18 protein-coding genes and 4 pseudogenes are annotated in these 22,105 nt (G+C 66.9%); 8 read left to right on the forward strand and 14 right to left on the reverse strand.

Annotation, left to right across the window (positions count from 1 at the left end):
* Positions 1–192 precede the first annotated feature (192 nt).
* The 6 genes from ACZ4XD_RS27040 to ACZ4XD_RS27065 form a co-directional block, all read right to left on the reverse strand.
* Positions 193–1,017: a maleylpyruvate isomerase family mycothiol-dependent enzyme gene (locus ACZ4XD_RS27040; protein WP_468046251.1), complete on the reverse strand. Its 825-nt coding sequence runs from the start codon at positions 1,015–1,017 to the stop codon at positions 193–195.
* 82 nt (positions 1,018–1,099) lie between these two features.
* Positions 1,100–4,549 (reverse strand): response regulator, encoded by a 3,450-nt coding sequence (locus ACZ4XD_RS27045; protein ID WP_468046253.1) that lies wholly within the window; start codon positions 4,547–4,549, stop codon positions 1,100–1,102.
* Between the two features lie 603 nt (positions 4,550–5,152).
* A complete protein-coding gene (locus tag ACZ4XD_RS27050) occupies positions 5,153–5,371 on the reverse strand; it encodes a histidine kinase dimerization/phospho-acceptor domain-containing protein (protein ID WP_468046255.1) in 219 nt (72 codons plus the stop codon).
* 178 nt (positions 5,372–5,549) lie between these two features.
* On the reverse strand, positions 5,550–5,933 hold the full coding sequence (locus ACZ4XD_RS27055) for an Hpt domain-containing protein (protein ID WP_468046257.1): 384 nt from the start codon (positions 5,931–5,933) through the stop codon (positions 5,550–5,552).
* A gap of 464 nt (positions 5,934–6,397) precedes the next feature.
* Positions 6,398–6,667 (reverse strand): LuxR C-terminal-related transcriptional regulator, encoded by a 270-nt coding sequence (locus tag ACZ4XD_RS27060; protein ID WP_468046259.1) that lies wholly within the window; start codon positions 6,665–6,667, stop codon positions 6,398–6,400.
* Between the two features lie 838 nt (positions 6,668–7,505).
* Positions 7,506–8,078, reverse strand: coding sequence for a TetR/AcrR family transcriptional regulator (locus ACZ4XD_RS27065; protein ID WP_468046261.1), 573 nt, complete (start codon positions 8,076–8,078; stop codon positions 7,506–7,508).
* Positions 8,079–8,149: 71 nt separating this feature from the next.
* Here ACZ4XD_RS27065 and ACZ4XD_RS27070 point away from each other — a divergent pair, with 71 nt between their 5' ends.
* The 4 genes and pseudogenes from ACZ4XD_RS27070 to ACZ4XD_RS27085 all read left to right on the forward strand — a co-directional run bounded on the left by ACZ4XD_RS27070 (position 8,150) and on the right by ACZ4XD_RS27085 (position 11,679).
* Positions 8,150–9,043, forward strand: coding sequence for an NADP-dependent oxidoreductase (locus ACZ4XD_RS27070; RefSeq protein ID WP_468046263.1), 894 nt, complete (start codon positions 8,150–8,152; stop codon positions 9,041–9,043).
* Positions 9,044–9,138: 95 nt separating this feature from the next.
* Complete coding sequence (locus ACZ4XD_RS27075; protein WP_468046265.1) at positions 9,139–10,263, forward strand: FAD-dependent oxidoreductase; 1,125 nt, start codon at positions 9,139–9,141, stop codon at positions 10,261–10,263.
* A 72-nt stretch (positions 10,264–10,335) separates the two neighbouring features.
* A pseudogene (locus ACZ4XD_RS27080) lies at positions 10,336–10,461 on the forward strand (NADP-dependent oxidoreductase); the annotation flags it as partial.
* Positions 10,462–11,208: 747 nt separating this feature from the next.
* Positions 11,209–11,679, forward strand: a complete 471-nt coding sequence (locus ACZ4XD_RS27085; RefSeq protein ID WP_468046267.1) for a hypothetical protein — start codon at positions 11,209–11,211, stop codon at positions 11,677–11,679.
* Positions 11,680–12,062: 383 nt separating this feature from the next.
* Here ACZ4XD_RS27085 and ACZ4XD_RS27090 read toward each other — a convergent pair whose 3' ends face one another.
* Positions 12,063–12,422: a DoxX family protein gene (locus ACZ4XD_RS27090; protein WP_468046269.1), complete on the reverse strand. Its 360-nt coding sequence runs from the start codon at positions 12,420–12,422 to the stop codon at positions 12,063–12,065.
* A 59-nt stretch (positions 12,423–12,481) separates the two neighbouring features.
* Positions 12,482–12,976, reverse strand: coding sequence for a cupin domain-containing protein (locus tag ACZ4XD_RS27095; RefSeq protein ID WP_468046271.1), 495 nt, complete (start codon positions 12,974–12,976; stop codon positions 12,482–12,484).
* 80 nt (positions 12,977–13,056) lie between these two features.
* Between ACZ4XD_RS27095 and ACZ4XD_RS27100 the strand changes: the two genes are divergently transcribed.
* Positions 13,057–13,908 (forward strand): LysR family transcriptional regulator, encoded by an 852-nt coding sequence (locus tag ACZ4XD_RS27100; RefSeq protein ID WP_468046273.1) that lies wholly within the window; start codon positions 13,057–13,059, stop codon positions 13,906–13,908.
* A gap of 513 nt (positions 13,909–14,421) precedes the next feature.
* On the opposite strand, the pseudogene ACZ4XD_RS27105 reads toward ACZ4XD_RS27100, so the two are convergent.
* Both ACZ4XD_RS27105 and ACZ4XD_RS27110 read right to left on the reverse strand, forming a co-directional pair.
* Positions 14,422–14,616 (reverse strand): annotated as a pseudogene (locus ACZ4XD_RS27105) (lantibiotic dehydratase C-terminal domain-containing protein); the annotation flags it as partial.
* A 172-nt stretch (positions 14,617–14,788) separates the two neighbouring features.
* A pseudogene (locus ACZ4XD_RS27110) lies at positions 14,789–15,043 on the reverse strand (thiopeptide-type bacteriocin biosynthesis protein); the annotation flags it as partial.
* A 661-nt stretch (positions 15,044–15,704) separates the two neighbouring features.
* Between ACZ4XD_RS27110 and ACZ4XD_RS27115 the strand changes: the two are divergent.
* Positions 15,705–16,187, forward strand: a complete 483-nt coding sequence (locus tag ACZ4XD_RS27115) for a DedA family protein (protein ID WP_468046275.1) — start codon at positions 15,705–15,707, stop codon at positions 16,185–16,187.
* A gap of 676 nt (positions 16,188–16,863) precedes the next feature.
* On the opposite strand, the gene ACZ4XD_RS27120 is transcribed toward ACZ4XD_RS27115, so the two are convergent.
* From ACZ4XD_RS27120 to ACZ4XD_RS27135, 4 genes and pseudogenes are all read right to left on the reverse strand, one after another.
* Complete coding sequence (locus tag ACZ4XD_RS27120) at positions 16,864–17,865, reverse strand: AraC-like ligand-binding domain-containing protein (protein ID WP_468046277.1); 1,002 nt, start codon at positions 17,863–17,865, stop codon at positions 16,864–16,866.
* A 132-nt stretch (positions 17,866–17,997) separates the two neighbouring features.
* Entirely contained in the window at positions 17,998–18,981 is a 984-nt protein-coding gene (locus ACZ4XD_RS27125) for an AraC-like ligand-binding domain-containing protein (RefSeq protein ID WP_468046278.1), read from the reverse strand.
* 211 nt (positions 18,982–19,192) lie between these two features.
* Positions 19,193–19,729 (reverse strand): hypothetical protein, encoded by a 537-nt coding sequence (locus ACZ4XD_RS27130; protein WP_468046280.1) that lies wholly within the window; start codon positions 19,727–19,729, stop codon positions 19,193–19,195.
* A gap of 217 nt (positions 19,730–19,946) precedes the next feature.
* A pseudogene (locus ACZ4XD_RS27135) lies at positions 19,947–20,235 on the reverse strand (transposase); the annotation flags it as partial.
* A gap of 319 nt (positions 20,236–20,554) precedes the next feature.
* Between ACZ4XD_RS27135 and ACZ4XD_RS27140 the strand changes: the two are divergent.
* Positions 20,555–21,067: a PLAT/LH2 domain-containing protein gene (locus ACZ4XD_RS27140; protein WP_468046377.1), complete on the forward strand. Its 513-nt coding sequence runs from the start codon at positions 20,555–20,557 to the stop codon at positions 21,065–21,067.
* 180 nt (positions 21,068–21,247) lie between these two features.
* The gene (locus tag ACZ4XD_RS27145) at positions 21,248–22,093 is read left to right on the forward strand and encodes a hypothetical protein (protein ID WP_468046282.1); all 846 of its coding nucleotides are present in this window, start codon (positions 21,248–21,250) and stop codon (positions 22,091–22,093) included.
* Positions 22,094–22,105 lie beyond the last annotated feature (12 nt).

Below are 22,105 nucleotides of genomic sequence, written 5' to 3' on the forward strand. Positions count from 1 at the left end.
GCCGGACGAACTCCCACTCGGCATCCGACAGTTCATGGCGACGTATCACCCGACCATGATCCACCACCCGAGATCATTTGAAGACACTGCCTAGGTGTTTCACGGCAGCATGCCGACGGCCGTGCTCCGGCTGTGGCTTCGCGGCTGACGGACACCGGATGCCACGGCCGGGGCGCTTTCTTGTGGTGACGGTCAGTAGATGATCGACACGATTTGACAGGTGGCTTCGGCCAGGTCGCGGTCGCCGTCAATGCCGACGCGGGAAAGGGCTGTCTCCGGCTGGATACCGCGGGTACACAGACGCCAGGCGGTCTCCGCGTCCAGGTGAACGATCGCGGTCGGGCGTTCGGCGTCTGGCTCGGCGAGCGACCAGCGATCCCCGGTGGCCGTCGCGGTCCAGGTACCCCCGGCCGGGCCGTCGATCCGAACCTGGCTCTGGGTGCCGACCGGCATACCGACGTCACGCAGAGTGTGGGGCAGGGCTCGCATGAAAGTGTCCAAGACCACCGACAAGAAGCGTGGATCGGGGTCGGTGTCCTGGCCGATGGCGTGCCGGACCTGCTGGCGGTGGGTCCAGAACTCAGTGAAGTCGCGGGCGCTGTCCAGCCACATCGGTGCCGGGTCGACACCGGCCCAGGACACCCCCAGCGATGGCGAGTTGAGGGCAGCGGCCTCGAAGAACCGGGCGACCTGCCCGCCGATCAGGTCAAGGGTGTCGGTGAGCGCGGCCGGGCTCACCCCGCGGCAGGCGTCGACCCATTCCTGGTGGGCGCGGTGGATGAACGCCTCCAGAGTCTCGCCCGGCGCGAAGGCGGGACCTTCCTGATGGCCGTCGCGGTCGCGGGCGAGACGCCCGTAGAAGTCGCCCAGAACGTGGGTAGCGAGGTCACGTACGGTCCAGCCCGGCACCGCCTCCTTGACCCAGTCGACAGGCGCCACACTGCCGCTGACTTCCTCAACGTGCCGCAGCACCGCCAGCCGATGCCGAGCACGTCGTTGCAGTTCCCGTTCGGTCATGCAGGTCTCCTAGGAATCAGAGACCCACCTGTCAACAACCTCCGTCAGTTTTAGACCTAGGCCCCAGTTCGCCGCCCCAGCGTCACCCTGGCGAGCCGAAGCCACCGTGAGGGCGCTCGCCCCGGCCTGCAGAGCGGGCGAGCGCTTTACCCAGCTCCTTGAGATTGATGGGCTTGGTGAGGTAGTCATCCATCCCGGCTTCGATGCAAGGCCCCCGATCGCCCTCCATTGCATTGGCGGTGACTGCGACGATGTATGGGCGGCCTTCGCCCGGCCAACGCGAGCGGATGCGCTGGGTTGCCTCCAGCCCATCCATCTCTGGCATCTGCACGTCCATGAGTATGACGTCGTAGGGTTGACGTTCGAGCGCCGCCAATGCCTCCCGACCAGTGCTCGCGACGTCGGCTCGGTATCCGAGTTTGTCCAGCAGCAGTATTGCCAGTCGCTGATTGACCGCGTGGTCTTCTGCGACGAGGATCCGCAGAGTGCCCTGGGGAGCGCTCCGATGCGTCCCGGGTGCGCGCTCTACGGCAGACACAGCACCGGCCAACTGCCCTGTGAAGACGCTGATGATGGTGTCGAAGAGCTGGGACGGCCTGATCGGCTTGGTCAGGTAGGCGGCTATCTGGGAGTTGGGGAGGTCGTTGCGCTGCTGACCGAGCGAAGTCAGCATGATGAGCGGGATGGAGTGATGCTGCTGGGTTGCCTGGATGATTTCGGTAAGGGTGGGTCCATTCCGCTCCGGCATCTTTGCATCAACGATTCCGAGGTCGAAGTGGGCTCCGGCCGAAAGCCACTCGACCGCTTCGGCCGGTGACTCGGTGGTGCTCGGTTGCATGCCCCATGACGCCATCTGTGTCATCAGGATCTGACGGTTGACCGCACTTCCGTCGATGACGAGCACCCGTTTTCCCGCCAGCTCCGGCCTTTCCTCTGGCACAGGGTCGCGCCGCCGGACGGCTGCGGTCCCACCCTCGACGGTGAAGCGGAACGTCGAGCCCTCACCTTGCCGACTGGACACGAAGATCGTCCCGCCCATGAGTTCGCATAGGCGCTTTGAGATGGCCAGGCCAAGACCGGTGCCACCGTAGCGGCGGGTCGTTGAGGCATCGACCTGACTGAACAGATCGAACAATCCTTCAATTCGATCGGGCGGGATGCCGATTCCTGTATCCCGCACAGCAAAGTGCCATCGGCACCGCGGGGACGCATCCGACCCGTCGCCAGCATCCGCCAGAAGCTCAGCGTCGACCGTAACCACAATCTCGCCTCGTTCGGTGAATTTCACCGCGTTACTCAGCAGATTGAGCAGCACCTGCCGGAGCCGGGTGACGTCACCCACCATGCCCTCGGGCGCGCCCGGGTCAACCAGGCAGGCCAACTCGATGTCCTTCGCGGCCGCCTCGGCGGCCACGAGTTCGAGCGTGGCCTCAACACACTCACCGACATGGAACGGCTGGTGCTCAAGCTTGAGTTTACCGGCCTCGATCTTCGAGAAGTCGAGGATGTCATTGATCAACGTGAGCAGGGCCTCCGCACTCTCACGGACGGTGCCGGCAAAGTCGCGCTGCTCGTGGTCGAGCTCCGTGTCGAGCAACAGTCCGGTCATGCCGATGATCGTGTTCATCGGGGTGCGGATCTCGTGGCTCATTGTCGCCAGGAAAGCACTCTTGGCGTTGTTGGCACTCTCGGCTGCCTCCTTCGCCTGCTGCAACGCCTCCTCGGCACGTCGCCGGGCTGTGACATCCGAGAAGGTGACAACTGCCCCACAGACCTCCCCCTTCTGTCTAATCGGATAGGAGGTGCAAGCTACAGGAAAGAGGACTCCATCGCGCCGTCTGAACATCTCCCCCTCGGTCTGGCGCCCACGACCAGTCCGATACGCCGCACAGATCGGACACTCCTCGATCGAGCACGGAAGACCGTTGCGATGGGTGTGACTGCACAGCTCGTGCATGTACTTGCCAACCAGGGAGTCGGGTTCGTATCCCAGTATTTCGGCTGCGGCCTTGTTGACGAAGGTGGAGTTTCCTTGGAGATCAGTAGCGTAGATACCTTCTGCGGTCGATTCCAGCAACAAATTGACGTTGCGTGCCGCAGTCTCTGCACGCATACGGTCCACGACCCGGCCCAGCTGCGTGCCTATGTTCCCCATCAGGTCGAGCAATGCCCCGTCGGGCTCGACCGGCTGGAACGAGAAAAACTCCAGAACGGCGACGACTTCATCGCCCACCAGCACGGGAAATCCCATGGCCGCATGCACACCGATGTCGTCCGCATTTCCGACTCCGGAGAATTCGGGGGTCTTGGTGACATCAACGATCCATGCAGCCTTGCCGCTGGCGAATACGCGTCCGGGCAACCCCTCCCCCGGGGTCAGCGGGCTCGCTTCCCTCGCCTGCCGGAATGCTCGAAACTCAGCAGAGTCACCGCAGTGCCAGACCGGCGAGGGGACCAGCTTGGCGCCCTCGGCTCGTGCCGCATCAGGGGCGAGCCAGTATGCATGGCCCACCTGCCAGCCGGTGTAGCCACAGACAAGGTCAAGGACAACCTGCGTCGCCTCAGTCAGGTCAGCGGCCTCATTGGCGGTGACCGCGACGCGTTGAAGCAGCTCGAGTTCTCCGGTTCGGCGCCGCACCCGCTCAGCCATGCCGTTGAAGCGCTTGGCGAGTGAGCTGATCTCGCTCATGCCCCCGACTGGCGCACGCACGCGCAAGTCACCCTCGGCGATGCGCGCGGTGGCGTGGTCGAGCATGCCAACCGGACGGATGATCGCTCGCCGCGCCCCAACCGCGACGACCGCCATACCGCACAGCATCACCAGTGCGACGCCGACCGCTGCCGACGAGTACGCCGTCGCCCGGTCGACTGCCTGCGCGGTTTCCCGGTGGGTACGTACGTCGACCAGATCGAACACGCTTCCTATCGGTTGCATGATCTGAGCCTTGGCGTGACGGTAATCCGCGCCGTAGAGGAGTGCGGCGGCCCTGGCCCGGCCGGCAGCCGCCCTGGATGTTCCAGCTGTGCTGTCGATCTCGGCGAAGGCTGTCTCTTCGATTCGCGCCAGAGCGTCGGAGCGCGACCGCGCCGTCTTGAGCAGGCTCAACTCTTCACGGGTGAACCCTGCCCGCGTGGCCAGCGTATCGAAGCTGACGGCCGGTCCGGAGGAAGTGGGCCGCCGCCCGGTGTCGGTGACCACGTCCCAGTAGACACGGTCGTACTGCTCGGGGCGCGGGGCTCTACCGTCACGAATAGCCAGGATCTCGACGAAGTAGTCCCGGTAGCGTGATTCTCCGGTGACCGCGTACGTCCTTGCCATGCGGGTCAGGTCATCGGAGGTCTGGCGCAGTTCGTCGGCCAGGCGCAGCGATTCCGACCGCCGGCTCTCGGCCCGTGCAGCGTCCTGCATGCTCTGCACGGCAACCACACTCAGGGTAAGCACCACGGCAAGCAAGAGGGCATTGACCACAACGAAAACACGCACGAGCATTCGGAGCGACACATTCACCCGCCGCCCCACAGAACGCTTCATCGCCACCACCCCTCCGACAGGACACCCAGCGTCTCTCGTCGATCTCGGTGTGTAGCTGGGCGTCTCTCGTCGAACTCGGTGTGTAGCTGGCTCTCACACCCCAATGAGCCAGGTGCCATTTGCCGATTCCCAGGGTATCCAACCAGTGACCGGTGCAGCGGGTCGGCGAGCTTCCCTGCGAGCCCGTTCGCGGTAGTGAAGCGTCGAGCTATTGATCGTTGATCATGGTCTTGTTTGAGAACCGCGGCTTGTGCAGGGATCATCAATGACCCAGGGCCACTGTCCCGTCGGCCGGGATGATCGCTGAACTTGACGCCGATACGGGCCCGTTGCGGCAGGAACGGCACCAGGCCAGGCTGGCGCCCGGGCAGACAGACGGGCTGTGGGCGTCGGCGCGAGCACTGGCACGCCTTCGGTGGCCGATGCCTGGCCACTCTTCTATCGACCGTCGCGAGGATCACCGGGGGCACCTGGTGCCCAGGGGTGCAGTTGTCCAGCCCGGCTCTCAGGTCATCAGATGGAGTGGCTTGTGATGAAGTCATCCATTCCTGCGGCCAGGCAGGCGTCGCAGTAGTCCAAGAATCTCTTTTTCATCCGCGCGAGTCATGATGAAATCAAGGTGGATTCAACGCATTCACTCAGACCCAAGGGAATGCATTCCAGGTCGAATTTTCTCCCCTCGAACTTGGCAAAGTCAAGGATGTCGTTAGTGGTCGCCAGAAGATTGTCTGCGCTGTTACGAACGACCTCCGCGAAATTGTGCTTCTCTGCGGTTAGGCGAGCACCAAGCAGGAGTTCCGTCATGCCGATGACCGCATTCATTATGCAAACGCTCCGCCAACCGATCGTTTAGCGGCGAGCTTATGCCATATCCGCGGCCTCACTGCCGACGTCTCTCTCCGCGCGGTATCTTGCACGTCACCCGCGGCTGTACCCCGGGTTCATCCGGCCCCTAACTAGTCACCGCAGCGTGGCGGCTCTTCATCGCCCTCCTCCGCGATCAGCTCTCCCGTGGCCGACTGCTGGACGCCAGCTCCTGTCGAAGGTCTGCCAGAGCCTGTCGAGCATGGCGGTAGGCGGCTTCGGTGTCCCTTGCGGCCGACGTCGCACCCTCGGACAGTTCGCCGTGTGCTGAGAGTTTCTCCAGCTCCTGGCACAACGATCCCAGCTGCTCGAGCCCGAAAGTCTTGCTGAACGATTTCAGCGTGTGCGCGGCGCGGTGGACCTGCTCTGTCTCGTTGTCCTGGACCCCCTGGTGGATTTGGTCGATCAGTTGGGGAGAGTCTTCCAAGAACGTGTTGACGAGCTCGATGACGAACGGAGCTTCGAGCGATTTCCCCAGCTCCTGCACGGCCTGAGGGTTCAGTACGGGTGGGGTTTGCATGCTTTCGTCCTCCGATCAGACTGCCGCCCTGGTAGTGGCAAGGCACTCTTAGGACCAGCACGTGGCGGTTAAGTCGTTTCCCGAGCTTGATCGGTCCACTTCGGGTGGCCGCTTCTCGTTATGCATACGGGGAATCACTGAGCCAGGACGCCCGGGCACGACCCGCTGATCACCGGGCCTGGTGCCATCGGGCCGGAACCGCCCGTCGAAAGCGAGCACGACGACATCAAAAGCTTCCGTACGCATGACGCTCAGTGCCTGATGCGCTCTCGGCGGCCTCTGTATGGACTCCATTGTTTTCCAGCCGGTAGGTCACCATCATGCGGTTCATCCGGTGGTCATCGACAACCGGAAATCGGCCTCGTTCTGGGATCACGGTGTGAGCCCCGCTCGCAGGCGTTCAAAGAATTTCCAAGCCAGATCGGTTGATCTCATGTGAACCCGGGTTGTGGTTGCGCTCCGAATCAGACTCGACCTTGGACGGGCTGGGGGCTGCTCGGCCAACTGGCGCCGGCCGCTGATGTCGAGTTTGCGACAGGACCTGTCCAGAGCGCGTCGACAGTCTTGTGCGTGACGAACAGGGTTCGGGCGTTCTCGCGGTTGGATCTGCCGGCGGCGGCCCACTCCACGACGCGCCGTTCACTGGGAGTAAGGGCCTCGATTCCGACCGCAAGAGCGCTGCGTGAGTGGGCATCGCATGCCTTGAGCTCGGCGTTGATCTGTTGGACTAGCAATTGTTCACCGCGGCGACAGGCGACGTCCCAGGCCCCATTCAGGACGCGCCTGGCGTCCGTGCGCCGGCCGACGCGCCGTAGCGCTGTATTTCGCGGTTGCCTTGGCGTGTTCCAGGCAGACCGGCAAAAAACCGGAGCTGGTAAACGGCCTGCTCAAAGAAGGCCATCTGGCCACGGTGAACTACTCCGGCGATACGCAACGCTCGTCAGCGGGCCAGGGCGCGCCTCATTCGCGGGCCAGTCGCAGTTCCTCCAACGCTGGGGGCTGGGCTTCCGCTTCCCGGTCCAGCTGATGCAAGCATAGCGCGGCCTCGGACTGCCAGGGCAGGACCGCAGGATTCTGCCCACCGGCCGCCAGGAATACCTCTCCTGCGGCCAGTGCAGCCTCAAAGACGCCTCCCGACTTCGCCCGCAGGCGCAGCAGAAGAGGATAGGTGAGGCCGTGAGGGGGATCGCGCCTCCCCAGAGCAGCACGGACGAGAACGAGTGAGAACCCCACGGCTTCATCGCGACAGGGCACTGCGGTCTCAGCCCTGTGTCGCATCCGGCTCTGATCCAACATCAGCCCTGAGATTCCGACACGAAATTCGAGACCCTACAGCTGCAGGGTCTCGCGGCTGGTATCGGAGATCACCTTCGTGACCTGCTTGCAGGTTCTTCCTCGGTCTCACGCCGTGTCGGACGTCGGAGTCTGCAATTTCATGTCGTTTCCTAGACGGTCCGTCTTGATCGGATCAGATGTCGTTCCGAGACGAGTGGGCTCATGCGGAACCAGAGTTCGCACTGAGGCCCCGTCCAGCTCTGGGTTCACTGCTCGTCAGCACCCTGCCCCAGAAGGTCAGGTGACTTCCCAGGCCGCCTCGATCATCTGAAAGATCTCGTCCAGCGCGGCGTCCGGGTCGGCCGCCTCGCGGGCAAGCGCATAGGCGTCGATGACGAACCTCGCGATCGTCCGGCAGGCCGTTTCGCTCTGTGGCAGGTCGGGATCGGCGATGAGGGCCGTGGCCAGCGACTCCGCGTGGCGCAGCCGCATCGACTCCTCGTACTCCCGCAGGGCACGTGACGCGTCGATCATGCGGTAGACCGGGGCGGCGCCGTCCCCCGTGCAGTGCCGGACCATGGCCTGGATCTCGCGGCGCAGCGCGGGGATGACTGGCTCGTGCGGGCCCCGGCCGGTGACCGCCTGCGTGAGGCGCTGCTCGAAGTTCTCGTCCTGCTCGAACACCAGGGCCTCTTTCGAGGCGAAGTGAGAGAAGAGCGTCGTGACGGCCACGTCGGCCTCGGCGGCCACGTCACGGATGCCCACCGCGTCGTAACCGCGCTCCAGGAAGAGCCGCAGGGCGGTGTCGGCGATCTTCTGGCGGGTCGCGGCCTTCTTGCGTTCGCGGCGTCCGGTGGTCGGCACGGTCATGCCGCTGACACTACCAAATCCAAAGGAGTAGCTGTTTCAAAACTATAACAGTTAGTGTTACGGTCGGCCGCATGAAGAGAGTGAGCTTCGCCGAGTTCGGCGGTCCCGACGTTCTCCACCTCGAAGACGCCGAGGAGCCCCACGCGGGCCCCGGCCAGATACGCGTAGCCGTGCGGGCCGCGGGCGTGAACCCGGTCGACTGGCGGATCCGTGAAGGCCAGTTCCACAAGGTCCGCCCGGTCGAGATGCCTGCCGGAGTCGGGCAGGACGCCGCCGGGGTGGTGGACCAAGTCGGCGAGCACGTCGCAGGCGTCGAGGTCGGTGACCGCGTGTTCGGGCGAGGCGCAAGTACATATGCCGAGTTCGCCGTCCTCGCGACCTGGGCCCATATACCCGAGACCCTGACCTTCGAAGAGGCGGCCGGGTACCCCTCCGTCGTGGAGACCGCGCTGCGCATCATCGGTCAGGCCGGTGTGCGGTCCGGGCAGACGCTGCTGGTCAGCGGCGCGTCCGGGGGAGTCGGATCGGCGGTCCTCCAGATCTGCCGCGAGCGGGGCATCACGGTGATCGGCACGGCCGGAGCCGCGAACCAGGAGTATCTGCGGAGCCTGGGCGCCCTCGCCGCGACGTACGGCGAGGGCTGGGTCGAGCGGGTGCGGCGGCTCGGACAGGTCGACGCGGCGCTCGATCTGGCCGGGTCAGGCGTGATCCGCGAGCTCGTCGAGCTGACCGGGGATCCGCAAAGGGTGGTCTCCATCGCCGACCTGGGTGCGCCGGAGCTCGGTGCCCGGTTCTCCGGCGTGACCGGGAACGTTGCGCAAGCCCTCGCCGAGGCCGTCCGCCTCATCACACGGGGAAAGCTCCACATCCCGGTCGACAAGACGTACTCACTCGCCGAGGCCCCCGCGGCACACATCGACAGCCGGGCCGGTCACACGCGCGGGCGCCGGGTCATCGTCGTCTGAGCCCTTCCCTGCCCGGCCGCACGGCCCGGCGAGCCGCCTTCCCTCCAGCGCCCGCCGGCGCCCACCCGGCAGGTGTGCGACACGCAAGGAGCCCCATGCACCCTCCTGTCACCATCATCGGCGCCGGACTCGGCGGCCTCGTCCTGGCCCGCGTCCTGCACCTCCACCGCATCCCGGCCACGGTCTACGAGGCGGAGCCCTCCCCGACGGCGCGTTCGCAAGGCGGAATGCTCGACATCCACAACTACAACGGCCAACTCGCCCTCAAAGCAGCCGGACTGAGCAACGAGTTCCGCGACCTCATCCTGGAGGGCCGCCAAGCGATACGGCTCCTGGACCACCACGCAACCGTCCTGTTCGACAAGGCCGACGACGGCACAGGCGAAAGCCCCGAGGTACAGCGCGGCGAACTGCGACAGCTCCTGCTGGACGCACTCCCCCACGGCACCGTCCGATGGGGCCACAAGGCCACCGGCGTCCGCGCCCGCACCGACGGCCGCCACGAGGTGACCTTCGCAGGCGGCGCCTCCGTCGTCACACGCTTGCTGGTCGGCGCGGACGGCGCATGGTCACGCGTCCGACCGCTGCTCTCCGACGCCACACCCCAATACGTCGGCCGCTCCTTCGCCGAGACCTGCCTGCACGACGCCGACACCCGGCACCCGGCCACCGCGAAAGCGGTCGGCGGCGGGACACTCGTCGCGCTCGACCCGGACGGGCACGGCAAGTGGCTCGTGGCTCACCGGGAGAAGAGCGGGGCCCTGCGCACCTACATCACACTGGCCAAGCCGCAGGACTGGTTCGCCACCATCGATTTTACCGATGCCGCGGCAGCCGCCGAGCGAATCGCGGAAGAGTACGACGGCTGGGCACCGGAACTCACCGCCCTGATCACCGCCGGCCAGACCGCGCCGGTCCTGCGCCCCCTCCACGCCCTGCCGACCGGGCACCGCTGGGACCGGGTGCCGGGAGTGACCCTGCTCGGCGACGCCGCCCACCTCTCCACCCCCAACGGTGAAGGCGCCAACCTGGCCATGCAGGACGGTGCCGAACTCGGAAAGGCGCTCGCCGCACACCCCGACGATATCGAGACCGCCCTCACCTCATACGAACAAGCACTGTTCCCCCGCAGCGCCGCGGCCGCCGCCGAAGTCGCCCACCACCCCACGCCCCAGGACCTGATCAACTTCTTCACCGACCGGGACCAAGCGCGAATCTGACAGCCCCGCAGAGGCCGCCAGCGACCGCAAGCTCTCCTGCTGAACGACTCTCTACGCGTACGGAGGTTGTCCGTGTTCGCTATGCAATACCACCGCTACGGCGGTTCCGAAGTCCTCTGCACGGAGGAGACCGAAAAGCCGCACGCCGGGCCCGGCCAGGTCCGCATCGCGGTACGAGCCACCGGCGTCACCCCGGCTTCGGTCAGGACGCGGCCCCACTCCTCCAACAGGCCGGTCAGCCCCTCGAAGTCGCGGAACCAGCGCGCCGCGGGACCGGCGGCATGCTCGTCAAAGGCCCACGCAACCCGCCGAGCCGGGGCGGTACCCCCTCCCCCGTCGGTGTTCGCGCGCTTGGCGCGTGAAGCCGAGTGCATCCGCTGCGGACCGATGTCGACCACCTCACCGACGGCAGCCAACTGACCGTGGAAGACCGGCAATTGCGTGCTGCTCTCGCAGCCCGGCTCAAAAGTCAGAGCACTGCCGACGCGGCCGCGGCCCGATCGGATTTGCTGAGCCGCGCCTCGGCCTCCGCTCTCACAGTCGCTCAGGTTGGGCGTTGACACGGCTCAGTCCGCTTCGGTGGTGGGGGTCAGCGGCTGTTGCCCGGAGGCGGGGTCGGCTCCGGTGGTGACCCATGGTGGTCTTACCGCCGTCAGCCGGCAACGTTTGTTGGTCACCGCTGGAATCGCTCCGTCAGCGGCAAGAAAGATGTTGCTGAGTTCCGGAAGCGCGCCGGTACTTACTGCCGGCTGTCTCGTGTCCTGGTCGGCTCGCAGCAAGCGATCATGGCTCCGGACTCCCAATTTCTGACCCCAGCCGCACACTGACCGCCAGGGTAGGTCCGGAGCGCCGCAGGCGTAACCCCGCCGCCGAAGCGCCGCCGCGTACCCCGGCCTCCGCCGACCTCACCACCGAAACCGACAACCCAAGAGGATCCAACACCTGATGTCCATATGGCCTTCCCTCGTTGCCGTACTCGGTACCCTCGCCGGCGCCCTGACCGCCGGACTCCTCCAGCACCGTTCGGCACGCGCCGCACGCGCCGAGGAGCGCGCCGACAGCCACCGCCAGGACCAGCTCGGCGCCGTCACCGACTTCGCGGCCGCCCTGGACGCGCACCGCTCGGCAATGTTCCATCGCGAGCGCCTCGCCCTGACCCAGGCAGGCACCGAGCACCAGCTGGAAGCCCAGACGAGGTCCCACGACACCCGGGCGGCCATCACCGCACCCCACATCCGCCTTCAGGTCCTGGTCCCCGAACTGTCCGGCCCCGCCCAGCAGGCCGCAGATGCCACCTACGCGCTGCGCAAGGCCACCGACCGCACCGAGCTGGACGCCCGGCGGCATGCCGCCAAGGAAGCATCCGTCGCCTTCATCGCCGCGGCCGCCACGCTGCTGAGCCCCAACAACCGCTAAGGAAGGAACTAGCCACGTCGGCTCAACGAAGGTCGCCGCGGATGTACTCCTGGCAGGTACGAACCACCGGATGCTCAATCCGAATCTCCCCGACGGATACGGAGGAGGCGGGGTCGGTGGCTGCCGGCTTCCGAGGTCGCTGCACCAAGTGCAAGCACTGGATCGACGAGGACAAGGACGGCTGCAGCACCCGCAACGAGTCGCCTCCTCGCCGAAGCCGTCACCCACCCAGCCCACTGGCCTTGCACACGAGTTGCGACAGCAGATGTACACCTCACCGAGCAGCGCGTGGGTGGCGGCGTATTCGATGTTCGCGAGAAATGACGGCAGCCGTGTGGCGGCTGTCCCCGCAGTTGCCTCCACCAGTCGAGAGCTGTGCTCTGTCACAGCCCGGTGGCCAGCCAGAGGGTCACACCCGCGGTGGTGGTGAGCCCGACGCTGAGTGCGATCCGGCTGTCTTCACCGGTCAGGTGGACGGCGATCGCACCTGCCTGAAGGAGTACGAAGCCGCTGGCCGCGGCCGGCGCCAGAGCAGGCGCGATGCCCGTCAGCGGCGGCAGGATCAGGCCGGTCGCGCCGAGTATCTCGACCGTCCCCAGCGCCCTGAGGCCGGGCAAGGGTACGCGGTCGACCCAGGCCATCATCGGTCTCAGCTGATCGCGGCTGCGGATTACCTTCAACGTCCCCGCAGAGAAGTAGAACAGGGCGAGCAGCCCCGCAACGATCCAGTAGGCGATGTTCATAGTTCCCGTTCAAAGTTCCCGCTCATGGATCACCGGTTCACGGGGACCCGTCGACTGCTTCAGGCCAGGTCGGTGGCAGGCTCGGTCGCATAGCGGCTCATCTCCTCGACATTGGCCTGTGGCGTCAACGGCCGGCCGCCGGCGAGCACCTCCTGGAGGTCTCGGAAGTACTGCACGTACAGGTCGGGAGTGAACGTGCTGAGCATGACAGCGGGCTGGTCGGACGGGTTGGCGAAGGTGTGCGGGGTGCCGGGCGGAACCATCACCAGCGTGCCCGCGATGGCGTCATGGTCCTCGTCCCCGACGGTGAACCGCACGGTGCCGGAGAGGATGTAGAAGCCCTCGTCGTGTTGGGCGTGGCGGTGCTGCGGCGGCCCCTGGGTGTGCGGGGCCAGGACGGACTCGGCGATCGCAAGGCGGTGCCCGGTGTGGCTGCCGTCCTCCAGAACACGCATACGCGTGGTGCCCAGAACGATCGTCTCGCCGTCGCCGGGGCCCATCACCGATACGGCAGGAACGGCCTGCGACTCGCTGGTCTTCACTTCTTCGGTCATGCCCCAAGTGCACCGCCGGTGACCCACAGCTGTCCAAGACCCATCCCGCAGCGCCGATACGCCGTAGGTATCGTCGCAGCGTGGAGCTACGAACCCTGCGCTACTTCGTGGCCGTCGCCGAGGAACTCCACTTCGGCCGGGCCGCCACCCGACTGCACATGAGTCAGCCGCCGCTGAGCCGGGCGATCAAGCAGTTGGAGGCCGATGTCGGGGCCCTCCTGTTCGCCCGCTCGCCGTCCGGCGTCACGCTCACACCCGTGGGCACGGTGCTGCTCGACGAGGCGCGGGCCCTACTCGACCATGCCGACCGCCTCCGTGTACGCGTGAGCGCGGCAGCCGGCGCCGCGACCCTCACCGTCGGCATCCTGGGCGACGGCACCGACCCGGGAGTGTCCAGGCTGGCCGCCGCCTATCGCCGAAACCACCCCGGCATCGACATCCACATCCGCGAGACCGATCTGACCGACCCGACGTGCGGGCTGCGCACCGGACTGGTCGACATCGCCCTGACCCGGGCGCCGTTCGACGAGACCGCCCTGACGGTGCGCACCCTGCGGACCGATCCGGTCGGCGTGGTCCTGCGCGCCGACGATCCGCTGGCCCGCCGCGACCGGCTGCGGCTGGCCGACCTGAGCGACCGCCGCTGGTTCCAGTTCCCCCAGGACACCGACCCCAGCTGGCAGTCCTACTGGAACGGCGGCACGCCACGCGAGGGCCCAGTGGTACGCGCCGTCCAGGAATGCCTGCAGGCCGTGCTGTGGAACGGCACAGTCGGCCTGGCCCCCCTCGGACACGACCTGCCCGCGGAGTTGGCCGTACTACCGCTGACCGACATGGCACCGAGCCGAGTGGTGGCGGCGTGGAACGAAGGTGACACCAACCCGTTGATCCCATCCTTCATCGAGATCGCGACAGCCGCCTACCGCCGCTGAACACCGGCAACTGGTCCCGCCACAGCTCGTGAACAATTGATCCCAGAGCCCCTCGGAACACTCTGGGACGGGAAGCCCGCGCGGGCCACGGGGGCACCGCCGACGTGGTCGCCTACGCCGAGCGCACCGGCACCCCGTTGCCGCCGGCGAGTACAGCGGCCCCTCTGGGTCGTCTCCGCAGGAGACCGCTGGGTGCTCCAGCGAGTCAATCAGTGCCCAGGCAAAGTTGGACTGCTTCACCGAGCCGATGTCCACGCCCACGACATGCATGAGACCTTCCCGCAGACCGTCTTCCTTGACCTCCCGGCATTCGTCGGCATCGACCAGTGAGGCCACAATCACCGGCGGCATGTTCCCCGGTTCCGTCACCCGCGCCATCAAGCGCATCTCTCTGCGGGCCGGTGTGCCAATCGCTTGGACCGGCCGCTTCCTGCGCATCGGACTCGTGACAGGCCATCAAAATCGGGCGGCATCCCGTGTGCCCCTCACCACCCGGCCACCCCGAATCGGGGTTCAGGCTCCTGATACCAGGCTGTGGCGGGTGCGGTAGAGAAGTTCCAACGCGGTGTCCTCGGCAGCATGGTCCGTGCCCAGGAGGCGGTTGCAGTGCAGGTGTACATAGCTGTGGCACAGCTCGGGCAGCGTCTTGCCGAGTTGCCGGCGACGATTCAGATCGGCGAGCCGGTCGGCGACGTCTGCCAGGGGAGGACGTCGCCGATGAGACGAGGGGGTGGTCTGCGCAGCAGGTCACAGAATTCCGCCTTGCGGGTGCGGTACTCCGCACCCGCGAGCCGTCGCTGGGGAGCCCCCCGGTGGTAGTACCGGCGTGGATGAGGGAGAGCAGGTCGAGAACGGCGGAACTGACGGCGGAGTGCAGCTGTTCGGCGACGTCCATACCGATGAGGCCGCCGTAGCGTTCGATCTCACGATCGTAGACGTCGAAGGTGAACCGGGAGACGTGGCCGTCGGCGAGGAGGGTGCCCGCCCAGTCGCTGAGTGCGGGGACGAGCACGGAAGGGTCGCCGCGCAGGCGTAGCCGCAGGTGGGGTTCGGGGTCCGCGTAGCGCAGGAAGACGCGTCGGTCGGAATGGCGGTCCAGCGAGCGGACAAGCTCGCGGATTCCGCCGACGAGCAGGGATTCCTCCTTACGGTCGCCGTGGAGCTTGACGAAGGTCCAGTCGCCGGGGGGCGCAGCCGGTCTGCCCTCGCCACCCGGGCGCCAGCTTTGTGAGGTGGAACGGAGCGCGGAACAGGGACGTTACGGGTCATGGACACCACGAGTTCGACGGTGTGGCGGCCGTTCGGCCCCACGCCGATCAGACAGCAACAGGAGTAACAGACCGCCGGCCCCTTCGAGTTTCGCCCGGTGCGGTGAAGACCAGCTGCCGGCAGCCGTCGCCGTGGTCGGGCGTCAGTCGGGGGCGGGCGGCTGCCCTGGCATGGGCAGCTCAGCCGTATGCCCTTCGGCGATGACTACTCTCGGTGAACCGGGAGCCCCGTCGCATCGGCCGCAGGACGGGCATGTACCCGGGGCACGCAAGTTCGCTTAATCTGGGTGTGCCGGGTGGCCCTGATAGGAGGCCGTACCGGGGAAGGCTCCTGGACGCAGGAATGCTCTGCGTCATGCCGGGGGAACCAGTACCGCTTCGACACGTATGCAGGGATGGACCAGCAGATGCAGGTGAGGTATGGGACCAGCCTCATGCCCTTTGCCAGCCCGCTGGGGCGAGAACCGCGGCATCGGGTGACGGGAGAAGCGATCTACGGCGAGGGCCCGGCCTGGCGGGCGGGACGTCGTGGATAAGGTCGCGCTCACAGCTGCCGGTCTCTACACCATCGTCCTGCTGCGCGCCGGAGGGACCTTCGCCGTCGGCTGGCTCGCCGGAGCCGGGGCCAGGCGCGGCAGGCTCGCGGAGCGAATCTCCACGCCCAAGTTCCGAAGCGCCGAACGGGCCATCCAGCGGTGGGGCGCACCGGTAGTGGCCGTCTCCTTCCTGACCGTCGGATTCCAGACCGCTGCCAACTTCCTCGCGGGGAGCATGCACATGCCTCTGTCGCGCTACCTCCCGGCACTGTTCGTGGGCGGAGCAGGCTGGGCGCTGCTCTACGCGACGGCCGGTATCGGCGTGCTGGAGCTGCTGGCAAGGCTTTCTGCCGAGCAGGCGGTGATCGGTGCGGGCGCGGTCACCGCGCTCCTCCTCGCGATGAGCGGCGTGCTGATGTATCGGCGTAGAAGAGCTGCCGCGACCCACCGCAACACTGCGGCCGACGAATCCTGAAAGGCAGCCCGCGTACTGGCTGCAAGCCAGTCAGTGCTCTCGGACAGCGGGGTGGCCGGGACTCAGGAAGACAGCCATCCCACGGCCGTCGGGCGCAGGATACGTGGCTTGCCGCCAGCCGCGGCGCGGGAGAAACGCATGGCATGCCGGGCCCGTACGGATGTCATCAGCCACGAGGAACCTGCGGGTGCGGGTGCGCTCGCGGTATCCAGGACGCCGTGCCCAGGCTCGACCCGGGCTCCGGTGCGCACGGCCAACTCGTCGTTCTCCTGGCCCCGCGCAGGAGCACGGGCCGCCCGTACGCCGGGGGCGCGGGCGGGCTCTCCGGGACGCGGGCACCGCGGCCGTGGCCGCCGTACCCGCCGATTCCTGGAGGTGTTCCATCCGCCAGCCGTCGATGGGGCCTTGCGGCGACGGCGGGTGTTGCGGTCGAAACGCTGATGCTCGACGGACGTCTCGAACAGCAGCATCCCTGCCAGCAGCCGGAACGCCTCCCCTCGCACGAGCCCCGCCACCGGGGGCGGACCGCGCCTGGGGCGCCGTCCGGACCGATCAGCGGCGTTCCGCCGCCCACCGCCACTCTGCGGTGCTCATCCCAGCCGTCACCGTGATGTTTCTCCCAGATGAGTTCTCATCTGGGCCCGGCTGCATACGGGTCAGCGCGCGACGAAGTTCGTCAGTCCGTCGTGCGAGTGTTCCGGCGGTTGATCCCGGAAGAGGCACTGAGCACCCGCTGACGAAGCTCCCGCGGCGGGACTCCGTATGTTCTGCGGAACACGCGGCTGAAGTCCGCAGCGCGGGGGAAGCCCCAGCGCGCGGCGAGGGCGTGGATGGGCGTGTCGTTCAGGGCTGGGTTGGTGAGGTCGCGGCGCACGCGTTCCAGGCGCCGGCGGCGGATGTAGACGGCGAGTGTGTCCTCCTCCTGCCGGAAGAGGCGGTGCACGTAGCTGAGGGAGATGTGGTGCGCCTCGGCGATGGCAGGTGGTGTGAGTCCAGGATCGCCGATGTTGTCCTCGATGAAGGCGCGGATCCGTAAGGTCAGGGTCCGCTGGCGGGTCTCCGGCGCCAGTGCGGCGTCCTGGTCCAGCGTATGGGCGAGCAGCGAGGACAACAGGTCGACGATGATCGAGCCCAGTCGTGGGCCGTCCGCGGGGCCGTACGGGCCGGCGCCCTTCGCCAACTGCCCCAGCAACTGCGCCAGCAGGCTCCCGTACCCCTCCTCTGCCGGCAGCCGCCGGGTGAGCAGCAGGTCTGCCCGCTCCTTGCGCAGGGGAACCAGATTTCTGGGCACCTCCAGGCCCACCGCGTGCAGGGCGCCGGTGACACAGTGGAACGGCTGTGAGGTGTCCGCCACATGCATCTCCCGGGGGCCGTGGACGGCTTCCCGGCCCGCATGGGTGACGCCGACCGACCCGGCGATCGGGAGCGTGACGTGGTAGTTCTCCGGATCGGACTGCCGAATCAGACGCGGCGTTCTCCGCCAGCTCATGGGCTCGACCATTGTTGGCCACACGCTGACCGGTCCCAATTCCAACAGCCGTGTCTGAGCCTGAAACTGCGCCGGGCGGTCACTGTTCATATCCATGGGGCAGAGCGTCTTCGACATCAGATCCCGCCAGCAGTCGAACCGGTCCGCCGGCGGTAAGTCGTCAGTCCGGAACAGCCTCTCGGTAAGCATCTCTTCCCCCTCAGCTGCCTCACGAGCCCTTGAACAGCACGTGCCTGCTCCCCGATACGGAAGTTCAGGAGTTCACCAGTCGCCGATACGCAGCAGATAAATACCCTGGTGGACAGAGCCGTGCGCCACGGCTCACATCGCACTGTGGGCGATGGCGAAGCTGCGGTATTCCCTGGGTGACATGCCGTATTCCCGTCGGAAGGCGCGGGTGAAGTCGGCGGCGTGTGTGAAGCACCAGCGGGCGGCGATGGCGTGGATGGGGGTGGTGCGCATGGCGGGCTGTGCGAGGTCACGGCGAGCGTGCTCCAAGCGCTGGCCACGAACCCAGGCAGCGATTGACTCCTCTTCGTCCTCAAAGAGGCGGTACAGGTAGCTGCGAGAGATGTGGTGCGCGGCAGCGATGGTGCACGGGGTCAGATTCGGCTCGTGCAGATGCTGCTGGACGAAGGCCCGAATACGCAGCACGAGGGCCTGTCGGTGAGTTTCCGGGGGGAGCGACCTGTCGGCGTCGAGGACGTTGGCGAGCAGCGCCGACAGCAGGTCGATCACCACTGTCCCGAGCCGGGGCCCGTCAGCCGCCTGGTAAGAAGAGGTGTCGTTCGCCAGCTGAGTGAGCAACTGTGCCAGCAGGGCGCCAAAACCTTCGCGGGTTGACAGACGCACGGTAGTGACTCGATCGAACGTGTGCTGAGGCAGTGGCAGCAGAGCTTTGGGGACCTCCAGCCCGACTCCCGTGTGCGGCCTTGAGTCGTCGCCCGCATGAACGTCGACGGGCCGCGAGGTATCGACGACGCACAGGCTGTCCGGACCGTGGACGGTCTCCTCGTTGCTCCGAACGGCGCGCAACGCCCCGTGCAACGACAGAGAGAGGTGCAGCCCCTCTGGATCGGATTGGCGGATGAGTTTCGGCGTTCGTCGAAAGCTCACTGGCTGGAACGTCGTCGGCCACACTGACACAGCACCGAGGTCCAGTACACGTTGCGAAGCCAGAAAGTCCGCCCGGTGGTCGCTGCACAAGTCCAGCGGAGCATGCGTCCCACTGACCAGTTCGCGCCAGCAGTCGAACCGGTCCGCCGGCGGTAAGTCGTCAGTCCGGAACAGCCTCTCGGTAAGCATCTCTTCCCCCTCAGCTGCCTCACGAGCCCTTGAACAGCACGTGCTCCCTGATACGGAAGTTCAGGAGTTCACCAGTCGCCGATACGCAGCAGATGAATACCCTGGTGGAGAGAGCCGTGTGCCACCGGCTCACATCGCATATCTGTCCAACATGAGTGCCTGTTTTCCTTCCCGGGCCCGGTAGCGGGCCGGGCGAAACCGCACTGGAGCACTACGCGTCGGTGGCGGCGTGCTCCCGCAGGAAGGCTCCGGCACGAGCGGCGGCCTCTTCCTTCGTCGCGTACCAGGTGCCGTCCTCGGCAGCGTCGCGCGTGGCGTCCGCGCCTTCGCCCACCCAGGCCCAGCCGCCGGACGACGGATCCTGCACCAATTCGGCTCTGCCGCCGAAGAGTTCGAGCACCGCGCCCGCCTTCACCGCCGCGGCTGCGGGACGGGGAACCGCGTCGGGCCACTTCTTGCGCGCGCCCTGGCGGGTGATGCCCCAGACCGCACCCATCTGCTCGTAGCTCGCGCCGTAGGAGCCGGCTGTCGCCGCCGAGCGCGCCGTCAGCTGCTTGACCTCCGAATCCATCACCTTCCAGGCGGCGAGTACGGACAGAGCCACATCAACCGGGTCCGCCTCCCACATGCGGGCCGTGGACAGCCCTGACTGGCGGGAGCGAATAGCCGCTGCGAGTGGGTTGAGGGCGTCCGTAAGGGCCTTGCCCAGCTCGGCCCTCTCTTCGGGGGTGATCTCAATCGAAGTCATGCGACAACTTTAGTTACCACTGGGTTTCTCGGAAACTTTAGTTCCGGCCATTCGGTCGGGCGGCACCGCGCCGAGGCCGACGAAGTGGTCCGCCGCGCGATGGAGAGTGACGCGGCCGCGCTGAAGGAGCTAGGGAGGCTCGGAATGGGGCGCACAACGCCCAGGCGAAACCGGGTCCGGAGGAGGAGGGAGCACACCTGTGCCTCTCGGCCGGTCACTGTCCGGCATAGCCCGAGTCCGCCCAGACGATCGCGATCTCGGGGTGCATCAGCCGCAGCCGGAACAGCACTTCCTTCGCCGCCTCGCGGTCAGTCATGTCGGCCCGGGTGACCAGGACGAACAGCGGCAGGCCCTTGACGTCTACGCCAGGTAGTTGCGGCCATTGATCCTCTTCGCGCCGTCGCAGCCGCGCGAATCCTCCCGACGGTCTCCGCGGCCTCCACGGACTGGGAGTCGATGACGGTGGCGACCGCGCCCGGCGCCCGCGAACGCGCTCCACGAATGCGGCTCCACCCCGACACTGGCGGTTGCGGGCGGTCCGCACTCGCCGCCCTCGGACTCGACTGGGCAGGCTGAACCATCCAGGCGTTCTCTCGGGTGGCTGTCTCACCGCCGTGTATCCGGCGGAATGTGGACGGATTGCGCAGAGGTGTGGACCCACTGCTAACGACCTTCGTCAAGGGCCCCGGCAGGCTGGTCGGTAACGGATCCTCGGACATACAGGCGAGGCACATCAGAAGCCTCGTTGCCCGGGTCCCGCCGACGAAATAAGGCAAGGGTACGGGGCGTATCCACACCACCAGCCGAAAGGAGCATGTCGTGAAGATGCGTATCGGTCGGGTCGTCGCAGGCACGATGGCGCTTGCCGCCACCACCACCACCATGGCGACCTCAGAAAGCGCCGCTGCCGGCGTCACACCCCGCGTCGGATCGGACCACGCGTATTCCGGGCGGCAGAACGCACCATCCGTTCCCCTGAACAAGGGGAGCGGTGCGGCTCACCACCAATACCGCGTTACCGTGTACACCGGTAACAGGGCGGATGCTGGCACCGACGCGAACGTCTCCATCACCATCTACGGCACCAGGGGTTACGTAAAGCACAAGCTTGACAACTCCGAAGATAACTTCGAGCGCGGCAAGACCGATCGCTTCACTCTCGGTCTCCGCGATGTCGGCCGGCTCAAGAGCATCACAATCTGGCACGACAACACAGGTGAGAAGCCTGGCTGGTACCTGAACAAGGTCACGACCGACGGCGTCACGTTCAAAGCCAACCGGTGGCTTGCCACGGACGAAGATGACAAAAGGCCCTGGGCGCACCTTCAGCGCAGCTGAGCACCATTACCCTCCGAGACCTCACCGCACTTGGGGGTGAGCGACCTCGTCGATCGGAGGCGCGGCGACGCAGACCACGCGGTGTTCTCGTACGGTGCGGAACGCAGTTGGCGGCGGAGCCACGAGAGGACGATAACGAGGCCCCCTGGGACCCGATGGCGGCCCCGGGGGGCATCGTTCGTGCGGCTCGCACGGTTCGAGCGGGCTCTGGCACAGATCTTGGGCAGCGGACGCGGAGGGGCACCGCAGCACGCCGGGGGCGCGAAGCCGCCTGTCTTCCCCGTCGCCGCGATCGACGATCCGGCGCTGCCGGAGACTCCGGCCGAGCTGGCGGCGGCGCGGGCGGACGAGATTGACGCCGACACCGTCAACCGGGAGCTGTCCATCGCGCGCAAGGCGATCGGCTGGTGGCAGCGCCAGGGCTGGACCGCCGCCGAGCACGAACCGACGCCCGCCCCGCACTCCCTGACGGTCTCCCGGCACGCCAGGCAGCTCCGCCTCCCTCTGGACGCCTACGCGTCGACCGTCGCCGAGACCCACCTCGTGGAAGACGCACAGGACATCCTCACGCGTCGCTGCATGAAGGGCCGGGGCCTGGAGTGGAAGACGCTGTCCCTGGTGGACGCCCAGGACACCGAACCGCCCAACCTCCGGCGGTACGGAGCCGACGAGGCGGAAGCCCTCCGCAACGGCTACCACCCCAGCCCCGACCCACCGTCGGTGATACGGCGCAGCCGCGCCTGGGACGAACGCGAGGCGCTCCTGGCCGAGATGCGGCGCGCGACCTACGGTCGCTCCGGCAAGGGGGCTGCCGCAAGACCGCCGACCGCCAACTCGCCGACGACACCGCGCCCCCCCCGACTTCCACGCCTTCAACCAGCTCACCGGCACCGCCCTGGAGACCTCCCGGCGCACCCCCGAAGTACGCGACGCCCTGCACCGGTAGCAGACCTGCATGGCCAAGGCAGGCTTCGACTACCCCGACCCCTACGCGGCCGCCGGCGACAAGCGCTGGGAGACGTCTGAACCCACCTCGGC

It is taken from the genome of Streptomyces sp. NPDC029466 (assembly GCF_055574515.1).